This is a genomic window from Flavobacterium beibuense (genome assembly GCF_004151245.1).
In the GTDB taxonomy this organism is placed as follows: domain Bacteria; phylum Bacteroidota; class Bacteroidia; order Flavobacteriales; family Flavobacteriaceae; genus Flavobacterium; species Flavobacterium beibuense_A.
The window spans coordinates 247,280-269,370 of record NZ_JUIW01000003.1 but is presented as its reverse complement, the minus strand read 5'-3'; the positions used below and the strand labels follow the sequence as shown (position 1 = coordinate 269,370).

Annotated in this window: 23 protein-coding genes; 16 read left to right on the top strand and 7 right to left on the bottom strand. The window is 39.0% G+C overall.

Going from position 1 to position 22,091, the window contains the following annotated elements:
* Positions 1-173 precede the first annotated feature (173 nt).
* From NU09_RS05200 to NU09_RS05155, 10 genes are all read left to right on the top strand, one after another.
* Entirely contained in the window at positions 174-1,958 is a 1,785-nt protein-coding gene (locus tag NU09_RS05200) for an AMP-dependent synthetase/ligase (protein WP_129750200.1), read from the top strand.
* Positions 1,959-2,002: 44 nt separating this feature from the next.
* Positions 2,003-2,386: a hypothetical protein gene (locus NU09_RS05195; protein WP_129750199.1), complete on the top strand. Its 384-nt coding sequence runs from the start codon at positions 2,003-2,005 to the stop codon at positions 2,384-2,386.
* A 90-nt stretch (positions 2,387-2,476) separates the two neighbouring features.
* A complete protein-coding gene (locus NU09_RS05190) occupies positions 2,477-3,451 on the top strand; it encodes a hypothetical protein (RefSeq protein ID WP_129750198.1) in 975 nt (324 codons plus the stop codon).
* Positions 3,452-3,487: 36 nt separating this feature from the next.
* Positions 3,488-4,201 (top strand): DUF2071 domain-containing protein, encoded by a 714-nt coding sequence (locus NU09_RS05185; protein WP_129750197.1) that lies wholly within the window; start codon positions 3,488-3,490, stop codon positions 4,199-4,201.
* A 313-nt stretch (positions 4,202-4,514) separates the two neighbouring features.
* Entirely contained in the window at positions 4,515-4,985 is a 471-nt protein-coding gene (locus tag NU09_RS05180) for a MarR family winged helix-turn-helix transcriptional regulator (protein WP_129750196.1), read from the top strand.
* A gap of 69 nt (positions 4,986-5,054) precedes the next feature.
* A complete protein-coding gene (locus NU09_RS05175; protein WP_129750195.1) occupies positions 5,055-7,445 on the top strand; it encodes a 3-hydroxyacyl-CoA dehydrogenase/enoyl-CoA hydratase family protein in 2,391 nt (796 codons plus the stop codon).
* A 33-nt stretch (positions 7,446-7,478) separates the two neighbouring features.
* Positions 7,479-7,856: a four helix bundle protein gene (locus NU09_RS05170; protein WP_129750194.1), complete on the top strand. Its 378-nt coding sequence runs from the start codon at positions 7,479-7,481 to the stop codon at positions 7,854-7,856.
* A 12-nt stretch (positions 7,857-7,868) separates the two neighbouring features.
* On the top strand, positions 7,869-9,050 hold the full coding sequence (locus NU09_RS05165) for an acetyl-CoA C-acyltransferase (protein WP_129750193.1): 1,182 nt from the start codon (positions 7,869-7,871) through the stop codon (positions 9,048-9,050).
* A 58-nt stretch (positions 9,051-9,108) separates the two neighbouring features.
* Positions 9,109-9,477, top strand: coding sequence for a four helix bundle protein (locus NU09_RS05160; protein WP_129750192.1), 369 nt, complete (start codon positions 9,109-9,111; stop codon positions 9,475-9,477).
* 55 nt (positions 9,478-9,532) lie between these two features.
* Positions 9,533-11,332, top strand: coding sequence for an acyl-CoA dehydrogenase family protein (locus NU09_RS05155; RefSeq protein WP_129750191.1), 1,800 nt, complete (start codon positions 9,533-9,535; stop codon positions 11,330-11,332).
* Between the two features lie 140 nt (positions 11,333-11,472).
* Here NU09_RS05155 and NU09_RS05150 read toward each other — a convergent pair whose 3' ends face one another.
* From NU09_RS05150 to NU09_RS05135, 4 genes are all read right to left on the bottom strand, one after another.
* Positions 11,473-11,634, bottom strand: a complete 162-nt coding sequence (locus NU09_RS05150; protein ID WP_129750190.1) for a lmo0937 family membrane protein — start codon at positions 11,632-11,634, stop codon at positions 11,473-11,475.
* Positions 11,635-11,656: 22 nt separating this feature from the next.
* On the bottom strand, positions 11,657-12,253 hold the full coding sequence (locus NU09_RS05145) for a DUF4142 domain-containing protein (protein WP_129750189.1): 597 nt from the start codon (positions 12,251-12,253) through the stop codon (positions 11,657-11,659).
* A 119-nt stretch (positions 12,254-12,372) separates the two neighbouring features.
* Entirely contained in the window at positions 12,373-13,281 is a 909-nt protein-coding gene (locus NU09_RS05140; RefSeq protein WP_129750188.1) for a YihY/virulence factor BrkB family protein, read from the bottom strand.
* A gap of 14 nt (positions 13,282-13,295) precedes the next feature.
* Positions 13,296-14,498: an NAD(P)/FAD-dependent oxidoreductase gene (locus tag NU09_RS05135; protein WP_129750187.1), complete on the bottom strand. Its 1,203-nt coding sequence runs from the start codon at positions 14,496-14,498 to the stop codon at positions 13,296-13,298.
* Positions 14,499-14,649: 151 nt separating this feature from the next.
* Here NU09_RS05135 and NU09_RS05130 point away from each other — a divergent pair, with 151 nt between their 5' ends.
* Positions 14,650-15,846 (top strand): LETM1-related biofilm-associated protein, encoded by a 1,197-nt coding sequence (locus NU09_RS05130; protein ID WP_129750186.1) that lies wholly within the window; start codon positions 14,650-14,652, stop codon positions 15,844-15,846.
* 125 nt (positions 15,847-15,971) lie between these two features.
* On the opposite strand, the gene NU09_RS05125 is transcribed toward NU09_RS05130, so the two are convergent.
* Positions 15,972-16,223 carry a hypothetical protein gene (locus NU09_RS05125; protein WP_129750185.1) on the bottom strand — a complete coding sequence of 84 codons (252 nt, stop codon included), beginning with the start codon at positions 16,221-16,223 and terminating at the stop codon, positions 15,972-15,974.
* Positions 16,224-16,534: 311 nt separating this feature from the next.
* Here NU09_RS05125 and NU09_RS05120 point away from each other — a divergent pair, with 311 nt between their 5' ends.
* A complete protein-coding gene (locus NU09_RS05120) occupies positions 16,535-16,729 on the top strand; it encodes a hypothetical protein (RefSeq protein ID WP_129750184.1) in 195 nt (64 codons plus the stop codon).
* 23 nt (positions 16,730-16,752) lie between these two features.
* The gene (locus NU09_RS05115; RefSeq protein ID WP_129750183.1) at positions 16,753-17,187 is read left to right on the top strand and encodes an SRPBCC domain-containing protein; all 435 of its coding nucleotides are present in this window, start codon (positions 16,753-16,755) and stop codon (positions 17,185-17,187) included.
* A gap of 14 nt (positions 17,188-17,201) precedes the next feature.
* Here the strand turns inward: NU09_RS05115 and NU09_RS05110 are convergent, their stop codons facing one another.
* Entirely contained in the window at positions 17,202-18,479 is a 1,278-nt protein-coding gene (locus NU09_RS05110) for a retropepsin-like aspartic protease (RefSeq protein ID WP_129750182.1), read from the bottom strand.
* Between the two features lie 46 nt (positions 18,480-18,525).
* Entirely contained in the window at positions 18,526-19,140 is a 615-nt protein-coding gene (locus NU09_RS05105; RefSeq protein WP_262708013.1) for a dihydrofolate reductase family protein, read from the bottom strand.
* Positions 19,141-19,314: 174 nt separating this feature from the next.
* Here NU09_RS05105 and NU09_RS05100 point away from each other — a divergent pair, with 174 nt between their 5' ends.
* The 3 genes from NU09_RS05100 (at position 19,315) to NU09_RS05090 (ending at position 22,079) form a co-directional block, all read left to right on the top strand.
* Positions 19,315-20,295 carry a GlxA family transcriptional regulator gene (locus NU09_RS05100; protein WP_129750180.1) on the top strand — a complete coding sequence of 327 codons (981 nt, stop codon included), beginning with the start codon at positions 19,315-19,317 and terminating at the stop codon, positions 20,293-20,295.
* An 89-nt stretch (positions 20,296-20,384) separates the two neighbouring features.
* Entirely contained in the window at positions 20,385-20,819 is a 435-nt protein-coding gene (locus tag NU09_RS05095) for a hypothetical protein (protein ID WP_129750179.1), read from the top strand.
* A 114-nt stretch (positions 20,820-20,933) separates the two neighbouring features.
* Positions 20,934-22,079, top strand: a complete 1,146-nt coding sequence (locus NU09_RS05090; protein WP_129750178.1) for an ATP-binding cassette domain-containing protein — start codon at positions 20,934-20,936, stop codon at positions 22,077-22,079.
* Positions 22,080-22,091 lie beyond the last annotated feature (12 nt).

Genomic DNA, 22,091 nt, shown 5'->3' with positions numbered 1-22,091 from the left:
AAATGAAAATTATAAGTTTATTATTTGATAGTTAAAATCCATTTTTAATACTATTTACCACCTTCTATTTACATAGTTTTCAAAAGGTTATATTGTTAACTTATCATAATCTCAAAAAAATTGCTTTATATTATATATTTTCATAATTTGCAATAAGCAATTAACAAACAGAAATGAGCAATATCACCCGTTTATTCGACTTCCCGTATCACCAACTGGAAAAATACAATTTACCCGATGCACTTGTTACCAAATATGGTGACGAATGGGTAAAAACATCCACACAGGAATATGTGGACAAAGCCAATGCTTTTTCCCGCGGGTTACTAAGACTGGGAATAAAGAAAAACGACAAAATAGCCGTTATTTCCTCTAACAACAGGACCGAATGGCACATTGTTGATATAGGCATACTGCAAACGGGAGCTCAAAACGTACCTGTTTACCCTACCATAAGCGAAGACGACCAGGAGTTTATTCTTAACCATTCGGAGTCGGTTTACTGTATCGTTTCCGATAAGGAACTATACGAAAAGGTAAGCTCTATTAAGCACAAGGTAACAGGTTTAAAAGAAATCTATTCCTTTAACCAGATAGAAGGCTGCAAGAACTGGAACGAGATTCTGGAACTGGGTAAAGACGAAAGCAATCAGCAGGAAGTGGAGGATATTAAAAGCTCTATAACCGAAGAAGATCTTGCTACAATTATCTATACATCGGGTACTACAGGAAGGCCTAAAGGTGTAATGCTTTCGCACAAGAACATTGTTTCGGATGTATTGATGAGTGCCGAAAGGGTTCCATTTGAAGCAGGCAGAAACAGAGCGCTTAGCTTCCTGCCTATTTGCCACATTTATGAAAGAATGATACTTTACCTTTACCAATACTATGGCGTAAGTACCTACTTTGCCGAGTCTATTGAAAAGGTAAGCGATAATATTAAAGAAGCTACCCCCGATGTTATTACGGCGGTACCTAGGCTTCTTGAAAAAGTATACGACAAGATTATTGCCAAAGGAAGCGAACTTACAGGCATAAAACGCAAACTGTTCTTTTGGGCAGTAGAAGTGGGCCTTGAGTATGAACCTTATGGCGCTAATGGAGCCTGGTATGACTTTAAGCTGGCTATTGCCCGCAAGCTGATTTTCAGTAAATGGAAAGCAGGGCTTGGCGGCAGGCTTGGACTTATGGTAAGCGGTAGTGCTGCTATACAACCAAGATTGGCACGTGTGTTTGCCGCAGCTGAAATACCCGTTATGGAGGGTTACGGACTAACAGAGACCTCTCCCGTAATTGCGGTAAACGACCAGCGTAATGCCGGGTTTAAGATAGGAACCGTAGGTAAACCGCTTAACGGTCTTGAAGTTAAGATTGCCGAAGATGGTGAAATACTTTGTAAAGGCCCTAACGTAATGATGGGGTACTATAAGGATGAAGAGAAAACCAAAGAGGTAATGACCGATGGTTATTTCCATACAGGAGATATAGGCGAAATAGACAAAGACGGATTCCTGAAGATTACCGACAGGAAGAAGGAAATGTTTAAAACTTCGGGAGGTAAATATGTAGCACCTCAGCTTATAGAAAATGCCATGAAGCAATCCCGTTTTATAGAGCAGATTATGGTTATAGGCGAAGGCGAAAAAATGCCAGCTGCCTTTATACAGCCTGACTTTGAGTTTGTAAAACAATGGGCTTCACGCAAAGGTATTTCAGTAAGCTCTAACGAAGATATTGCCAACAACAAAGAGATACACGACAGGATACAGGAAGAAATTAACGATGTAAACAAGAAATTCGGTCACTGGGAACAGGTTAAGAAATTTGAGATAACGCCTGAGATTTGGTCGGTAGACGGAGGAGAAATGACCCCTACCCTAAAACTGAAACGTAAGGCCGTTAAGGAAAAATACCAGAAACTGTATGACAAGATATACCGCACCGAAGGTGACAGGTAAAAACAAAAGCTGCTTTAGGGCAGCTTTTTTAAATAAATAACAACATGAAAAAACTCATTTATATACTTCTGCTCCTGCCCTTTGCTGTTATGGCACAGGAAACTCCATCCGTTAATGGTTATAAAACCTTTTTAGACAACAAACAGGTAGATATTACCCATTATTTTATAGATCCTGATAATGTGGCCGATATACGTACCGATAAAAATACTAAGGAGGTATATATAACACGAAAGGAACAGACTGACCTTGTTTGTCTTGGCGATTTAATAAAAGATAATAAAATAAATGTTACAGTAAATGGTACTGTTATAGAAAATCATGAAACATATTTTATGGAAACTACAACCATTACAGATATGAATATTGACAAGACAACAGAGATACCTTCTATAAACTTTACTACCAAGAATAACAGGAAAGAGTAAATAGTAATATTTGATTTTTTTTGTTTTTACCATTTTAAAATAAATAGTTATTTTCGTCGGCTACAAACCAGTACCACACTAATTTTTAAAATGAAGAAGACCTTATTACTGCTATTAGTACTGGCAGCAACATTGCAAAGCTGCTATCAGAAACCCGAAACCATTGTCAATAATGATATAGACCCTAAGCTAAGGGAAACTATAAAAGCTAAGAACGACAGCCTTTTTGAAGCACTATCTGACAGTAATTCTAAAGTATTGGAAAAACTGGGTTCGGAAAAGTTCAACAAATTTCTTGTGGCAAAACTAAACGGTGTTATATGGCCTTTTAGAAAAGGCTATCTTACTACCGATCACGAAGTGTATGAGGAATTTCACAACAAGCACACTACGGTTCCCGATAATTCAACCATAAACTCAGCAACAAACGGCTATACGCTTACTTTTCAAAACGAGGCCAAGGAAACGTATGTATCCCTGCTAAAAAGCTCCTATATGGGCATAGACGATTATCTTATTACAGTAATTTACTGTAAAAAAGGTAACGACTGGAAAATAGAAGAAATTACTGCCGGGCTTTTAAGTGTTTATGGCAAGAATGCTGCTCAGGTCTATGCACAGGCTAAGGAATATCATGAGAAAGGCTATGAATGGGATGCCTATCAGCAACTTAACCTGGCAAGGCAATTACTGGAGCCTGCACAAAAGCTTATTAAATACCCTGAGGAAAAAGAAATAATAAGGGATTATGAAAGCATGGATAAAAAAATAAGCACAAATTACTACATGCCTTATATATTAGGGAATATTGATACTAAACCCATTATACAACAACTCACAGTAGTTAAAAATACCGAGGGTATTTTCCCGCTTATCAGTTATACAACCCAAATAAGACTTAGTGATTCTGTTTCCCTTAGTAATGAGTTAAAGGATATTAAAACCGAGGTAAAGAAAAACTACAACTGGATAAACTTTAAGCAAAAGTATATTTACTACCGTGCTTATAATGTTAACGACAACGGACTTATAGAAAACAGTTATACATTTACCGAGAAGAATTAATAATGTTTAGTATTTTTATCGTAATAAAACCTTACCATGAAAATACCTACACTTCACGGATATATAGACAGGCGTATTTTAATTAACTATACTGCCGATCCGAAGGTAATTCAGAATCTGCTTCCCTACCCTTTCAGGCCTAAACTGCAAAATGGTAAAGCCATTGTGGGTATTTGCCTAATCAGATTAAAAAACATTCGCCCTAAAGGGTTACCACAGTTTATTGGGGTAAATTCAGAAAATGCTGCCCATCGCTTTGCTATAGAATGGGATGAAAACGGTGAAACTAAAGAAGGAGTTTATATACCCCGAAGAGATACATCCTCAACCGTCAACGCTATTGCAGGAGGAAGGGTTTTTCCGGGTAAACATAACAAAGCTAAGTTTAATGTCTCGGAAGCGGGAAAACACTGTGCCCTTAGTTTTTCAAGCAGTGATGCCGCTTTTATGAATCTTGAAGCAAGTGAAACCAATCAATTTAATTCGGAGTCGGTATTTGAAGACATAGAAACAGCCTCAGCCTTTTTAAAAGGTGGTAGAATTGGTTACACCCCCGGCAATTCAGGGCTGGACAGTGTAATACTGGACACCTACACATGGCAGGTAAAACCCCTTCATGTTACAAAAGTAGAATCGTCGTACTTTAACGATAAAAATCTTTTTCCCGAAGGCTCAATAAAGTTTGACAATGCGTTAGTGATGCATAACATAGAGCATGAGTGGAAAATTAATAACAATAAAAGCTTTTAAGCTCATATATAAAAAGAACCTGGTTTTTCTTCCGGCTCATTCATAACTTTAAGGGCTTCCTTTGCCAGTTGCCTTAAACGCTTCCAGTTTTCAAAATCAGCAACTAAGAGCCTCAGCAACTAAATAGCTTAGCCCCTCCTCAAAAATAACATTTACTTAACTGATAATATTCACGCATAATATTTAAGAATACCTCAGTATTGCGTATATTTAACTCTCCATATTAGGAGAGTTTTTTAATTTTAGATAAAATTATTTTAAATTTAATATGCATGCATAATAAATTTTTATTACCTTTGAGAAACCAATATATATGAAAGACAAAACTATAGATTACATCCTTAGAGCAACCTGGCAGGCAGTAGCAAGAATGTACAACGAAGAGGCAGGTAAATATGGTGCAACAATGTCCATTGGGTTTGCTTTGCTTTCCATAGACAAAGAGAAAGGAATTTCTTCTACGGCATTGGGTCCGCAAATGGGAATGGAGGCTACCAGCCTTACACGTACTTTAAAATCGATGGAAGATAAAGGGCTTATTGTCCGCAAAAAAAATCCTGTAGACGGCCGTGGGGTTATTATACACCTTACCAAACTGGGCAGGGAAAAAAGAGAACTCTCTAAAGAGGTAGTACTAAAGTTTAACGAGGCAGTAAAACAACGCCTGTCTCAACAAAAACTGGATCACTTTGTTGAGGTGGCCGAAGTAATAAACGAGCTTATCTCAGAAAAGCAGATATATGCGGGTGAAGAGAATGAAGCAGAAAAAACAGTAACAAAATAATAAGAGATGGAACCGCCTTTACCGGGGCTGTTTCATTTTCACAAACAACTAAAATACATACTATAAAAAATGAAACGCACTATTAAAAAGGCAGCCGTAATAGGCTCCGGTATTATGGGATCGGCAATTGCTGCCCATTTTGCCAATATAGGTGTTGAGGTTCTTTTGCTGGATATTGCACCAAAAGAACTTACGGAAGCCGAAAAGAAAAAAGGGCTAACGCTGGACGATAAGGTAGTAAGAAACAGGATTGTTAACGAGCACCTTGCCAACTCCCTTAAATCGAAACCCTCCCCTATTTACCACCAGAAATTTGCATCAAGGATATCTACCGGTAATATAGACGACGACCTTCCTAAAATTGCCGATTGTGACTGGGTAATTGAAGTAGTTGTAGAAAGGCTTGACATAAAACAAAAAGTATTTGAACAGATAGAAAAATACCGTAAACCGGGAACACTTATCACATCAAATACCTCGGGTATCCCTATCCATTTTATGAGCGAAGGACGCAGCGAGGACTTCCAGAAACATTTTTGCGGAACACACTTCTTTAATCCGCCACGATACTTAAAACTTTTTGAAATTATACCGGGTCCTAAAACTTCACAGGAAGTACTGGACTTTTTAAATAACTATGGTGAGCAGTACCTTGGTAAAACATCGGTAGTTGCTAAAGACACCCCTGCCTTTATAGGTAACCGTATTGGTATCTATGGCATTATGAGCCTTTTCCACCAGGTTAAGGAAATGGGCTTAACCGTAGAGGAAGTAGACAAACTTACAGGTCCGGTAATTGGCCGCCCTAAGTCGGCTACATTCCGTACGGTAGATGTGGTAGGTCTTGATACCCTTGTACACGTTGCAAACGGTATTTATGAGAACTGCCCTAATGATGAGGTTCACGAACTGTTTAAAGTCCCTGGCTTTATCGACACAATGATGGAAAAAAAATGGCTGGGAAGCAAAACCGGACAGGGCTTTTACAAAAAAGTGGATAAAGACATCCTTGCGCTGGATTTAGACACTATGGAGTACCGTCCGCAAAAGAAAGCTTCTTTTGCTACCCTAGAGCTTACAAAAACTATAGATAAGCCTATAAACCGCTTTAAGGTACTGGTAAAAGGTACTGATAAAGCAGGCGAATTTTACCGCAAGAACTTTACAGGTATGTTTGCCTATGTTTCTAACCGTATACCTGAAATCACCGATGACCTTTACAAAATAGACGATGCCATGAAAGCCGGATTTGGCTGGGAAAATGGTCCGTTTGAAATATGGGATGCCATCGGTGTTGAAAAAGGTATCGAACTTATGAAAGCCGAAGGTCTTGCCCCTGCAGCATGGGTTAACGATATGCTGGCATCGGGCAATTCAAGCTTCTACACCGTAAAAGAAGGAGCTACTTACTACTACGACATTGCATCAAAATCCCAGAAAAAAATTCCGGGGCAGGATGCATTTATCATACTTAACAACATTCGCGAAAGCAAAAAGGTATGGAGCAACAGCGACGCCATTATAGAAGACCTTGGCGACGGTATCCTTAACCTTGAATTCCAGTCTAAAATGAATACCATTGGCGGTGGTGTGCTTCAGGGCATAAATAAAGCCATAGACCTTGCCGAAAAAGAATACGACGGCCTTGTTATAGGTAACCAGGCAGCCAACTTCTCGGTAGGTGCTAATATTGGTATGATATTCATGATGGCTGTAGAGCAGGAATATGATGAGCTTAATATGGCTATCAAAATGTTCCAGGACACAATGATGCGTGTACGCTACTCGGCTATACCGGTAGTGGTTGCCCCTCACGGTATGACACTGGGCGGTGGCTGTGAAATGAGCATGCATGCCGATAAGGTTGTGGCTGCTGCCGAAACCTACATCGGACTTGTGGAATTTGGTGTTGGGGTTATCCCGGGCGGTGGCGGATCTAAAGAGATGGCACTTCGTGCAGCCGACACTTTTCGCAAAAACGACGTAGAACTTAACGTACTGCAGGAATACTTTCTTACCATAGGTATGGCAAAGGTTTCGACTTCTGCTTACGAAGCTTATGACCTTGGTATCCTTCAGCACGGTAAAGACGTAGTTGTTGTAAACAAAGACAGGCAGATTGCCGAAGCTAAAAAACATGCTAAGCTTCTTGCCGAAGCGGGTTACACACAACCTGTTAAACGTAATGATGTAAAAGTACTGGGCAAACAGGCACTGGGTATGTTCCTTGTGGGAACCGACAGTATGGAAGCCGGACATTACATCTCTGAACACGATAAGAAAATTGCCAACAAACTGGCTTATGTTATGGCTGGTGGCGACCTTAGTGAACCTACACTGGTTACAGAGCAGTACCTTCTTGATCTTGAAAGGGAAGCATTCCTGTCGCTATGTGGTGAAAGAAAAACTCTGGAACGTATTCAGTTTATGTTAACTAAAGGGAAACCGCTTCGTAACTAGTATTTAGTATTAAGATATTAGAATTGAGATAAGATGCATAAAGTACAAGATTTAAAGATTTGGCAAAAATCAATCGAGCTTGCTAAGCAGGTTTATATAGTAATTGCTGATTTACCTGCTGACGAAAGATTTGGCTTAACATCTCAGATTAAAAGAGCAACTATCTCAATAGCATCAAATATAGCCGAAGGAGCCGGGAGAAACTCAAATAAAGAGTTTAAATATTTTCTTGGTATAGCCAACGGCTCAAGTTATGAATTACATACTCAACTAATACTGGCTTGTGAACTTGGTATGCTTGAGAAATATAAAGTTGATGAAATATTGAATCTGATTACTGAAATACAAAAAATGAATTATTCATTTCAAAAAAGTATTGGAGAAGTCTCAATTCTCAATACTAACATCTAAAATCTAATGAAAATGAAAACAGCATATATAGTAAAAGCATACAGAACGGCTGTGGGGAAAGCACCAAAAGGGGTTTTCCGCTTTAAAAGGCCTGACGAACTGGCCGCAGAAACCATTCAGTATATCATGAATGAGCTTCCGCAACTGGACAAAACAAGAATTGATGACGTAATGGTGGGTAACGCTATGCCGGAAGCCGAACAGGGCTTAAACTTTGCCCGTCTTATTTCCCTTATGGGACTTAAGGTTGAGGATGTACCGGGAGTTACTGTAAACCGTTACTGTGCATCGGGACTGGAAACCATTGCTATGGCTACTGCCAAAATACAAAGCGGAATGGCTAATTGTATTATTGCAGGTGGTGCAGAAAGCATGAGCTACATCCCTATGGGAGGTTACAAACCGGTACCGGATTACCAACTGGCTAAAAACGGCCACGAAGACTACTACTGGGGAATGGGACTTACTGCCGAAGCAGTTGCAAAAAAATATAATGTAAGCCGTGAGGACCAGGATGAGTTTGGCTATCAGTCACACCAAAAAGCACTGAAGGCACAGGCAGAAGGAAAATTTGACAAACAGATTGTGCCTATTACCGTAGAGCAGGTTTATGTAGATTCTAATGGTAAGAGAGCTACTAAAAATTATACTGTAACAAAAGACGAAGGTCCGCGTGCCGATACATCGGTTGAGGCGCTTGGTAAGCTTCGTCCTGTATTTGCTGCCGATGGTAGCGTTACAGCGGGTACTTCATCTCAAATGAGTGACGGAGCCGCTTTTGTAATGGTAATGAGCGAAGAAATGGTTAAGGAACTTAACCTTGAACCTATTGCACGTCTGGTAAGCTATGCGGCAGCCGGTGTAGAACCGAGAATTATGGGTATTGGCCCTGTAAAAGCTATTCCTAAGGCTGTGGAAATGGCCGGATTAAAGCTAAACGACATCGAACTTATTGAGCTTAACGAAGCTTTTGCTTCTCAGTCGCTTGCTGTTATCCGCGAGCTTGGGCTTAATAAGGATATTGTAAACGTAAACGGAGGTGCTATTGCATTGGGTCACCCACTGGGATGTACAGGTGCAAAACTGTCTGTTCAGTTATTTGATGAAATGAAAAACCGCGGAAGCAAATACGGTATGGTTACCATGTGTGTAGGTACCGGACAAGGGGCTGCGGGAGTTTATGAATTAATGTAAAAAGACTTAGAGACGAAAGACAAAAGATAATAGACTAAAAACTTACCGCACCTTACCAATGAGTGATTTTAAAAGACACAATTTTAAAAAGCTTAAGATATGGCAAATGGCCATGGAAATAGCAAAAGAAGTTCTTGACTTAACAGATACTTTTCCTTCACACGAAAAGTTTGGGTTAAAAAATCAAATGGACAGATGCTCAATATCCATACCATCAAACATTGCAGAAGGTTCAAGCAGAAGTACAAAATCGTTTAGTCATTTTATCAATGTTTCTTTAGGTTCTTCTTTTGAGTTGCATACGCAACTGCTGTTAGCACATCACAGAGGTTATATCTCTGAAAGTAATACAGTAGTAATTGAAAATAAAATAGAGGAATTCCAGAAAATGACAATGAGTTTCCAAAACACTCTGGTTTCCATATAAGTCTGTTATCTATTATCTATCATCTAAAAGTCTATACTATAAAAAATTATTAAAAATGAGCGAAGTAAAAGATATAACAAGAGGCGGTCAGTTTCTTGTAAAAGAAACAAAATGTGAAGATGTATTCACACCCGAAGATTTTTCGGAAGAGCAGGTTATGATGCGTGATACGGTTAAGGAATTTGTTGACCGTGAGTTATGGCCCCATAAAGACCGTTTTGAGAATAAGGATTATGCGTACACTAAAGAGTGTATGGAAAAAGCCGGGGAGCTTGGCTTTCTTGGTGTAGCCGTACCGGAAGAGTATGGCGGACTGGGGATGGGCTTTGTTTCTACCATGTTGGTTTGTGACTATATCTCAGGTGCTACAGGTTCGTTCTCAACTGCATTTGGTGCTCATACAGGTATTGGTACTATGCCAATTACCCTTTACGGAACTGAAGAACAGAAAAAGAAATATGTACCTAAACTTGCCAGCGGTGAATGGTTTGGCGCTTACTGCCTTACCGAGCCGGGTGCAGGTAGTGATGCCAACTCTGGTAAAACCAAAGCGGTACTTAGCGAAGACGGTACGCATTACAAAATTACAGGACAAAAAATGTGGATATCTAATGCCGGATTCTGTAGCCTATTTATTGTGTTTGCCCGTATAGAAGACGACAAAAACATTACCGGATTCATCGTGGAGAACGACCCAAGTAACGGTATCTCTATGAATGAAGAGGAACATAAACTGGGTATCCGTGCCTCCTCTACCCGTCAGGTATTCTTTAACGAGACTAAAGTACCTGTAGAAAACATGCTTTCTGAAAGAGGAAATGGTTTTAAAATTGCAATGAATGCCCTTAACGTAGGCCGTATTAAACTGGCCGCTGCATGTCTTGATGCACAAAGAAGAACAATTTCGGGAGCGGTTAAATATGCTAACGAAAGAGTACAGTTTAACACTGCTATTTCAAGCTTTGGTGCCATACGTGCTAAACTGGCTGAAATGGCTGCCAGTGCTTATGCCGGAGAAAGTGCATGTTACCGTGCGGCAAAAAGTATAGAAGACCGTATTGAGGCTCGTGTAGCTGCTGGTGAATCTCATCAGGATGCAGAGCTTAAAGGCGTTGAGGAATTTGCTATTGAGTGCTCTATACTTAAAGTGGCGGTATCGGAAGATATCCAGAACTGTAGCGACGAAGGTATCCAGATATTCGGAGGTATGGGCTTCTCTGAAGATACTCCAATGGAAAGTGCCTGGAGAGACGCAAGAATTGCGCGTATTTATGAAGGCACAAACGAAATTAACCGTATGCTATCGGTAGGTATGCTTGTTAAGAAAGCAATGAAAGGCCACGTAGATCTTTTAGGTCCTGCCATGAAAGTAGCTGAGGAACTTATGGGCATCCCATCGTTTGATACACCGGATTACTCTGAGCTTTTTGCTGAAGAAAAAGAAATTATCGGCAAGCTTAAAAAAGCATTCCTTATGGTTGCCGGTAGTGCCGTACAAAAATACGGTCCGGATCTTGACCAGCACCAACAATTGCTGATGGCTGCTTCCGATATCCTTATCGAGATCTATATGGCAGAATCTGTTATCTTAAGAACAGAAAAACTGGCTAAGAACAAAGGAGCAGAAAACGTAAAAGAACAAATTGCTATGGCTCAGTTATACTTATACAAAGCTGTAGACACCGTAAATACTAAAGGTAAAGAAGGTATTGCTTCATTCGCAGAAGGCGACGAACAACGCATGATGCTTATGGGCCTAAAACGCTTCACTAAATATACCAATATGCCTAATGTTGTAGCCCTAAGGGAAACCATTGCAGCAAAACTGGTAGACGAGAACGCTTACATTTACTAATCACCACTAATGTAAAATGAAAATTCCGTTTTTAGTTTAGTTTGTTAAACCCCGCCAATGGCGGGGTTTTTAATTACCACTACAAACAAAAAAGCCGCTGCGAATGTATCGCAGCGGCTTCTTAATAACATTGTGTATTCTTATTTCAGGGGCTTATTTCCTTTAAGAACATTAACCAATATCGCTATTAGTGCAACCAACAGCAGTAAGTGAATCAGTGCTCCTCCCACATGTATCACAAAACTTCCTAAAGCCCACAGTATAACTAGTACAAAAGCAATTATAAATAAAAGGTTTTTCATAGCAATTTCTCCCTTCTTATAATTATTTCATTGCATCAAGCTTGTCCTCAAGCCTTTCAGCTTCATCCTGATGTGTTTTCAGCGTAGGTAACATATCGGCGGCCCACATTCTTATATCTTCATCATTTGCTTTTTCGCTGGCCTTCTCCATCTTCTCTATTGCCTTCTCATGACCATCCACCATCATATCCACATACTTCTTATCAAAATCTTCTGCTTTCTCCTCACTTAGTTTGTTGTAAGCGTCTTTTCCGTCTTCACTTAAAGCTGTGGGCAGCGATATGTTTTTTGCTTCTGCTGTTTTCTTTAAATCTTCAAGAGCCTTTGTATGGTCGGTAATAAGCATTTCTGCATATTGCCTTACATCGGCATTTGTACTTTTTTGCTGTGCCAGTTTGCCCAGCTCAATTTCCTTCATATGAGTATCGGCTGCAAAAACAAGATAATCAGAGTCTTCTTCCTTAGCCTCGTTAGTATCGTCAAACTTTTCCTCGTTTTGGTCTTCTGCTACTTCAGTTGCATCTTTTTCTTTATTGTCTTTACATGAAGTCATTCCGAAAGACAAAGTGAAAACAGCCATACCTAACAGCATTTTCCCTAAAATTGATCTCTTTTTCATATTCTTTGTTATTTAGGTTATTGGATTATCTCTTTTTGTATACTCCAAAATTAACACATAAAATATGACTAAATTGTTAGCGGTTTGCCAATTAGTGTTAGGGAAATACTAAATGTGATTTATACCTCCACTATCTCTTTCCTTATCTTAACCGCATAAGGTTTAGGGGTAATTTTCTTGCCGTACAGGCGTGCGTAGACCTTAGTGAATTCGGCTCCGAAGTATAGTATTATAGCCGAATAGTATACCCAAACCAGTATGATAATTATAGAACCCGCAGCACCAAAAGCAGTAGCCACATTAGAGCTGCCCAAATACAGGCTGATGCCAAACTTTCCTACCATAAACAATATGGCTGTGGTGGCAGATCCTACAAAAGTATCTTTCCATTTTACATAGCCATCGGGCAGTGTACGGAAGATTACAGAGAACAGCAGGGTTATAATTATAAATACTACGACAAAATTAAGTACATATACCAAATAGACGGTGCTATCTGATAAAAGGGAGTGCAGCCTCTCATTAAGCACATCGAGAAGCGTATTAGCCAAAAGGCTCACCATAAGCAGGAAGCCAATAACCCCTATCATGGAAAAAGACATAAGCCTGTTTTGTATGAATTTTTTAAGTCCTTTATCGGGTTTAGCCCTTAGTTCCCATATATAGTTTATGGAGCTTTGTATCTCTACAAATACTCCCGAGGCACCTATAAGTAATATTACTAATCCTACTATAAGACTGAAAATATTATCGCCGGAAAGTTTTGTATTAGTTATCGCTTCCTGAATTTGTGCCGCAGCCTTTGAGCCTACAAATTCGTTTATCTGTCCGTAGAACTCTCCCCTTACGGCATCTTCCCCAAATACAAGGCCACATATAGAAATGATAATGATAGATAACGGAGCTATAGAAAATATGGTGTAATAAGACAATGAAGCTGCCAGCTTAATGGCATTATCGTTATTAAACTCAGAAAAGGTGGTTTTTAAAAGTGTCCACACCTTAGTGGCTCCATATTTTATTTTCATATCAAGTAGTAAGTTTATCTGTCAAACGAAAAAAGCTTGGCATCAGGATTATCTTTACCCTGTAGCAGGTCGCAAATAATTTCGGCTCCTATAAGACTAAAGGTAATACCATTTCCTCCAAATCCCAACGAAAAATAACTATTAGGCTTTTTACTGTACGGACCTATATACGGCAATCCGTCTTTAGTGGAACCAAACGTTCCTGTCCAGCTAAACTCCGGTTTAAAGTCAAGTTCAGGGAAAAGCTTGTTTACATCGTTAGTAAGTTGTTTTGTCTTTTTGGAAATCAGCTTATCCCTTTTAGCCGGATTGGAAAAATCCTCATCCCTACCCCCTACCAGTACACGATTATCTGATGTGGTACGTATATAAAGGTATGGGTCGGCAGTATTCCAAATCAGCACCTCATCATTCCAAAACTGCCTTTCGTTATACTGCTCACTCACCACCGCATAAGTAGATAACAACTTCACGATATCCTTATCGATAAAGTCTACTACCTCATATCCGGTAGCATATACCAGCTTTTTAGCCTTTAGGGTATGCCCCGATTCGGTTGTAAGTACTACCCCATTCTTATTATGTTTTATATCAGTAACGGGAGTACGGTCGTAAATTTCAAGCGATTTGTTTTTCCCTTTCTGTTGTAAAAGGCAATGGGTAAGCATATAGGCATTGGTTTCGGCGGCCTTATCAGATAATATGGCTCCATACGACTTAAAACCAAACTGCTCCATAACCTCCTCTTCATTCAGCCACTTTACTTTAAAACCTGCTTCTTTTCTGGCTTCATATTCCTTTTTAAGCCAGGAAACATCTTTCTTGTAGGCAGCATAGTACAGGCTTTTACGTTTTTTAAGTTCGTCAAGCTTAAAGTCTTTGGTTATCTGTGCCAGCTTATCTATAGCCTCTCCGCATAACTGATAAGCCCTTTGTGCCTTCTCCTTCCCTATCATCTCACTCAGTTTATATAAGGGCACGTCTATTTCGTACTGAAGCAGCGACGTACTGGCACTGGTACTGCCCAGTCCTATAGTACGGGCATCTATGGTAGTACATTTTATACCCGCATTTACAAGATAGTATCTAACCAGTGCTCCCGAAATACCGGCTCCTATAATAACAACATCGGTATCTACATCATGGTCAAGTTTCGGGAAAGTAAATGGGAGTCCGTCTTTAATAAGCCAAAACGGGTAGCCTGCTTTAAGTGTCATACTCTTATAAATTAGCGGTTTACTTACAAAAGTAGCGGATAATGGATTTGTAAAATGTTTGTTAGCCAAATTATAGGATATATTTAACTCTTGTTAAATAGGTTTCATACTATTTAAAAAATCATAGCTTTGCAGTACAATTAACACCACCATGATTAATCCTTCTGCCAGTGGCTGGATAGACAAGTTTTTTGCGAAGCTTAAAAGCAATCCGCAGAGATATAGCAGTTCCCGCGAGTTTTATCTTCGCGTTAGGGAAACCGGTTTTATATATGGACACGTAATTAGCTTTAACGATCTTGATGATGCCGAGACAAAAGGATGGACATCGGAAGAAACCACAAAAGCAGCACTGCTTAACACCCAGTTTGCACTATACAGGCTTATTACCCAAAAAGACGATAAACCCGATTTTATAAATAAGGCTATTTCTTTTTACAAGGCTATGACCCGTGAAGGTTTCAATCCGCTTAAAATGGTACTGCCTGCCGGTAATTTAAGTCATCAGCTTGAAGAAATACTGGAGCAAAGGATTAAGACCAACGACAACATTATAAGCCGTAACTTTTCGCACATACTTACCAATGCGCTACTGTTTATGGATGTACTTGCTTTTCGCCAGTACCTGCTGTATAATGACCTGCCGGAAAAATACCTGCGCAGGCTGGAAGAAACAGTTATGGGTATAGTGGCTATTGCGCTTACCACAAAAAAAGAGAAATCATACTACGACGATTTACTTATCAAACTGTTTGAATCGTCTGTTAGATATACCAAGCTGTCTAAAATAAACAACGGCGATATCACCATGCCCGATACCAGTTTTGCGGAATCGGACCTGGAAAAGAATTACCTGCTTGACATGGCGGGTATGGCTGTGTGGAGCGATGGTGTGGAAGAACAAACCGAAACGGATTTTCTATATCATCTTGCATGGCTACTTAACCTTAGCCCTGAAACTGCCGAACAAAGTATTGAATCGTTTAACCTGTTTATAGAGGAATATAAACAGGAGATTCCGTATTTCCGTTACTCCAACCCTATTAAGCATTTTTACGGGCATGCGGCACAAACAGTATCGCTGCTTATTAACCGAAACAAAAAGAGGCTTATTAAGGAAATATCCAATAACGGCGAACTGATGCTTTTACTAACGCATTCTACCCACCGAAGCCTTGACGAAGGAGAAAAGAAAAAGGTAAAGAAACAGTTGCTGGAAATATGTAAAACCGTTCCGTCGCTTACTATTTTCCTTTTACCGGGCGGAAGTCTTTTATTACCATTGCTTATTAAGTTTATCCCTAAAATGCTGCCTACGGTTTTTAACGAGAACCTTGATAGTGAGTAAAAAAAGTACCTTAGAAACTTAGAACCTGACTTACTAAGTATGCAAAAAACCCGAAAGATTATAATAATCCTCCGGGTTTCTGAATTAACACACCTTCTATAATTATCGATTAACTAAACTCAAATCTAGTCTGTTTTGTATTCTTTGTATTCATAATATTGCCTGATAGTCATAATACCTTTATGGGCGCTTCTTCTTTTTATGGATACTACCGCAAGTACAAGAGTAATAATACCTACCAGCGACAGTAAAAAGAAAAACAGCGTATTTAACAGGTATCCGCTAAAGGATGTATTGTCGAAACTGAAGTCGTTTACATACAGGTATCCTCCAAGCAGTATTACAAACATCAAAAGGAAAAAGTATAGTAGCTTCATAGGTATTTGATTTTGGTAAATTTCTAGACCGCAAGTTCTAAATTTATATCGTTTGAAACCAGTACTTTATGACTAAATAACTTTTGTTTAAGATAAATTTGGCAGGCAAAAAACTACAGTTTTAAATGTTTCACCTTCAAAATAAAGGGTTTTGAAAGATAATTTTAACTCCCTGATTTTATGTTAAATAAAACTAAAAACAGTAAAATAATCTAAATGTTAAATAAATAAAAAGTGTTGCGCAATTTTAAAATATAAGCCTGAAATTTGTTTACACATCTTACTAAGTATAACAAAAAACCTAAATTTTTATGAACTTAAAAAGAACCTTTGGCGCCATACTTACTGTACTTGGTATTGTTGGGCTTATTTATGCCGCTTATATTTTTGCTGCAACTTCTACATCAGAGCAAAATGTAAAAATGACCATTGTATATGGTGTGGTAGGGCTTATTTTCTTTATATCAGGAATAGGACTGGTGAAAAGAACTAAAGACGAATCGTAAACATTTCAAAAAACAAAAAAGCTATGAGTAAATCACTAATTGTAAAAAACAATATCAGGATTGATGCACCCCTTGAACGAGTATGGGAAGTGCTTACCAAACCAAAATACATACGCCAGTGGGACCAGCTTCCCGAAGATTTTGGCGATTTTGAAATTCATCCTGCAACCGTAATAGAATGGCCGGGATATTCTAAGTTATCAGTAGTAGAGTTTGTGCCGAACCAAATGTTGCGTTACGAGTTGTATGTACCTACATGGGAAGAGCGTGTTACCAATATTGGTTATACCTATACCCTTACTGTAGACAACGAAGACCATACATGGCTGGGTGTGGAAATAGGCGACTTTGCCATTCTTACCGATGGTGACAAATATTTTGACTCAAGCGTTGATTTTGAAAAAACCGCTTCGCAAAAAATAAAAGAATTAGCAGAAAGAAGGGAAATTGCATTGTAATTTCCCTTTACTGTTTAATCGAACTTTATGTACATATACTTAAAGTTAATGGTCATTTTATTGAACTGCTTTATAACATCCTGGCCAATATTACCGTAGTACATATTGGGCTTATCGCCTATGTTTTCAGTAAATACCTGTACACTGTCCAGTACAATTTTGCGTCCTTCAATTTCAGGTTCAAAAGAGATAAAATATCCTCTTTTGGATAGCGTTCCCCCTGCCCCGCCAAAGTTAAGGTCGGTTTCCTGGTATTTACCCTGAATGGCTTCCCTATGCTTAAAAAAGAACCTGTTGTATAGCGAAGTCCCCACAGCACCGGAGTCGAACGTGTAATGTTCTCCCTCAATACAAATTACAGGGTTTAAAAAATCGAGCGCCATGTTGCGCAACGGATACTGCACCGGTACTTTAGGCACTATAAATTCCTCTTTTTGTGTAATGGTTATCTGTTTCATAGCCTCTATAACCGGATATCCTAAAATACCGTTTATCTGGTAGTTTATTTGCGGGAAAGCGAGTGCCTCATCGGGAAACACAAGAAATACGGCATTCTTTACCGTGATATCCCCTAATGTAAACTCGGGGCATATAGCCAGCTGCGACTGTACCGTTAATCCCGTTATGGCACCTACCTGTATAGAGCCATCAAGCATTTTCATGTTGAGTTTTTTGGCTGTGCTTTGTGTAACGGTAGAAATATTAGCCCCTGTGTCAAAAATAAAGTCGGTATCAATACCATTAGCCTGTACTGTAAGGTTAGCGAGCTGTGCCACATCCCTTTTAATGGCAAGTGTTGTATTTCTTTGTATAATTACTTCCTGTTTGGGCTGACCCGAAAGCGCCGTCCATATAATTTGGGAGTTCTTATAATCGTCTATTTCATCTTTAGACAATATCCCGCTATAATTGTCCAGTATCTCTTTTACCGTTTGGTTTGCCTTTTCATAATGATACAAATGCACATAATTTCCCTGCTGTACCTCCAGTAGTTTTTGCTTAACAGAATCATTAACCACATCGGGGTACTTTTCAAAAATCTCATCTATCACTTTGTTGGATGATTCAGGATCATTAAAAGCATTGTCTATAAAAGCTTCTAAAATCAGTCTTTGTGGTTTAGCTATTTCTAATTTGTAGTAATTAAAAGTATCACGGGCATGAAAAAAGTCTTTTTCATCCAGATAAGCGTTTATCTTATTATAGCGTTTTTGAGAAAGGCCATCGTCGGTCTTAACTGCACAGCCGAAAATCACTAATAAAACGAAAAGTAATGTAATAAATCGGGTCATTTTAATAATGGTTTGTTCTATAAAGGTATAGAAATTACTCCAATAACTAAACCTTTAATTTATAGTAATGCAGCACTACCCCATTGCGAAACTGCCTGGTTTTTTCTAACTCTAAAAAAGATAAAACAGGAGCACCAAACAAAGGCTTCCCTTTAATAAGCTTAACGGGGTGTACCCATAAATGAAACTCGTCTATAAGGTTTTTCTCAATAAGATACCCTACCAGTTTGGCACTGCCGTATATCATGACCGGATTACCTACCTCCTTCTTCATTTTTTTAATATACTGTTCCGGGTCTTCCTTTACGGTAATTGTATTATTCCAAACCGCGTATTTTAGCGTATCCGAAAAAACAATCTTTGTATATGTATTAAGCATTTCGGCAAAGGCACGGTCTTCAACCGGACCTGTAAGGTCTATCCCTTTAACAGACCAATAGGCTGCCATGGCATTGTAGGTTATCCTTCCAAAAATAATAGAATCTGCTTTTTTAAGTTCTTCGGCAAGGCATTCGGCCATTTCGGTAGTCCAGGTATTAAAATGCCAATCGAGTTCACAGTTTGGCCCCGAGAGAAAACCGTCCTCTGTAATATTCATGGAGAGGATCAGTTTTCTTTTGGGAGATATATTTGGAGGAGTAATTTGGACATTGGTATTCAAGGTTTATTGTTTAATAGTGTACTACAAAGTTACCGCTGTATAAATCAGATACATGGTGCCTGTAAAGACATTTTAGGGTGTTGTTATCGACATAAATAATTTTATTACCTTAGCCCTTAATTTCATGTTTATCACTGCCACCTTATTATTGTTTTGTAAAAAATAAAAGGAATTATGATACATGTTTCGATATTGGTACCTAACGAAGCCGTTATGGCAAGCCTGGTAGATCCCCGCACAATATTCACCGGAGCAAACAGTTTTCTTGAAGCCGCAGGCCAAAAACCCATTTTTGAGATTCAGTTCGTAGGCTTAACCCGGGAAGTTGAGTATAACGGAGGGCTTTTTGCAGTTCGCACAGATGCCCTTTTAAGCGAGATTAAAAAAACCGATCTTATTATTATACCGGCTATAAGTGGCGATATAGCAACAGCTATAGAAATAAACAAAGATTTCCTGCCCTGGATTATAAAACACTATAAGAACGGCAGCGAAGTAGCCAGCCTTTGTATAGGTTCTTTCCTATTGGCTTCTACCGGACTTCTTAACGGCAAGGAATGTTCCAGCCACTGGCAAACAGCCAATGAGTTTAGGGAGATGTTTCCTGAAGTTACCCTTGTAGACGGCCGTATTGTAACCGAACAAAACGGACTTTATTCCAGTGGGGGTGCTTCGTCTTACTGGAACCTGCTGCTGCATTTAACCGAAAAGCACGCCGGACGAGAAATTGCGATTATAGCATCAAAAATATTTGCGTTGGAAATAGACCGTAAAAGTCAGTCACCGTTTATTATGTTTAACGGGCAAAAAAATCATGAGGACGAGCCAATACGTTTAGCGCAGGAGTTTATTGAAAAAAACATTGCCGAAAAGATTTCTATAGACGACCTTGCGGATAAGTTTGCCATAGGGCGCAGGCACTTTGACAGACGCTTTAAAAAAGCAACCAACAATACAGCAGGAGAATATATACAACGCGTTAAGATAGAAGCTGCCAAAAAAGAACTGGAAACCAGTAACAAAAATGTAAACGAGGTAATGTATGATGTAGGCTATACCGATGCAAAAACCTTTCGCAGTCTCTTTAAAAAATTGACCGGGCTTTCTCCCGTTGAGTACAGGAACAAATATAACAGGGAGGCAGCGGTTGCATAATCCTAAAAAATAGTTAAAATTTGTACTTTGTTGCGCAACCAATTGGGGTATACCGCATCTAAATAACATAAAACACATTCCAACACATTATGAAGAAGTTTAAAGTATTTGCACTTTTACTGGCACTTACAACCCTTACAGGATGTTTAAGCGATGATGAGAATTATTGCTCACAAACCATTTATCCTTTTGTTACTAATGTAACCGGCCCTGAAGCGGCACTTACAGGCGAAGAAATAACATTAAATGTTTCTTTCCCTATTGTTAGTAATTGCGCCACTTTTGTAGGCTTCCATGAAGGTCAGGTAACCAGTGAAGACAATGTATATACACAAAGTATTTATGCTGCTGTACAATATGAAGGCTGTCAGTGTTCGGGTCTTACAAACACACAAATAGAAGAGTATGTTTTCTCTGCAGATGAACCGGGAGAATATAATCTTAAGTTTATAAGTGGTTCCAGCGACGATAATACACAGTACACTTACATAACTAAAACAATAACTGTAAGTGATCCTGACTAACTTGAATAATTTTTAGTTTTATTTATATTGATTACTAAGCTCTGCAAATTGCAGGGCTTTTTTTGTTAATAATATCCTGCTATTTAATATATTTGGGCTTCACACACTTTACTCATGAACGAATTTGAAAAACAGTATCAGGAGATTAAAGATTTCCTGAGGTTTGAAGACTACACACTGGCAGTTAAGAGAATAATTGATTTTACTCTCGACACACAGGATATTTCCTTTTACAAAAAAACCTGTAACCTGCTGGACTGGCTTGACGAAAATATGGGCAGCAGCTCAAAAAAAGAAAAACTGGAAACCCTGCTGGAAGAACTTCATGCCTTTTTGGCTAAGCTAACCATACATCCTGCACAGCCCATACTGGAAGCCACTGAACTGAAAAAGAAATACTCCTCATTTTCATTAGGCCCGGTTAACCTTACCCTTAACGAAGGTGATATTATAGGCCTTGTAGGCGAAAACGGCAACGGTAAAACTACCCTGCTTCGTTCCCTTTGCGGAGAATTACATCCTACCGGAGGAAAAATAAACTACAAGTTTAATTACAGTGACCTTTATGAATTGCGTACCAAACTGGTATATATACCGCAACGCACCGATACATGGTATGGCTCCATGATGGATAACCTAATGTTTACGGCTTCAAGCTATGGATATAATCCGGAAGAGAGCCCGCTAATAGTTGAACTGATAGTAGGCAGGCTCGGACTTAGAAACTTTAGAAAACACAAGTGGAAAGACTTATCGTCAGGATATAAAATGCGTTTTGAACTGGCACGTATGCTATTAAGAAAACCAAAAGTGCTCCTTATAGACGAACCACTTGCTAACCTTGATATACTGGCACAGCAAACCATACTGGAAGACTTTAGAGCTATTGCAAAATCGACATTCAGGCCTGTGGGCATTATATTAAGTTCGCAGCAGTTATACGAGGTTGAAAAAACATCAGATGAAGTTATTTTCTTAAGACACGGCCAACAGAAAAACCTTAGGGAAACAGGAGAGGATCAGGAAACAGAAAAACACCTTGTTGTGGAATTTGAGAGTCCGTGGACACAAAGTGTGCTTAACGACTGCCTGCTTAGTGCCGGACTTATAAGCCTGCAATTTAACGGAGGTACTTACATTGCTACATTTAACGGCAATGTAACCCTAAATGGTTTTATGAAAACCATTATAGATAAAAACATTCCTGTGGTTTACCTGCGTGATATTTCTAACTCTACAAGACGCTTTTTTGTTTCTTAAAATTACACACCT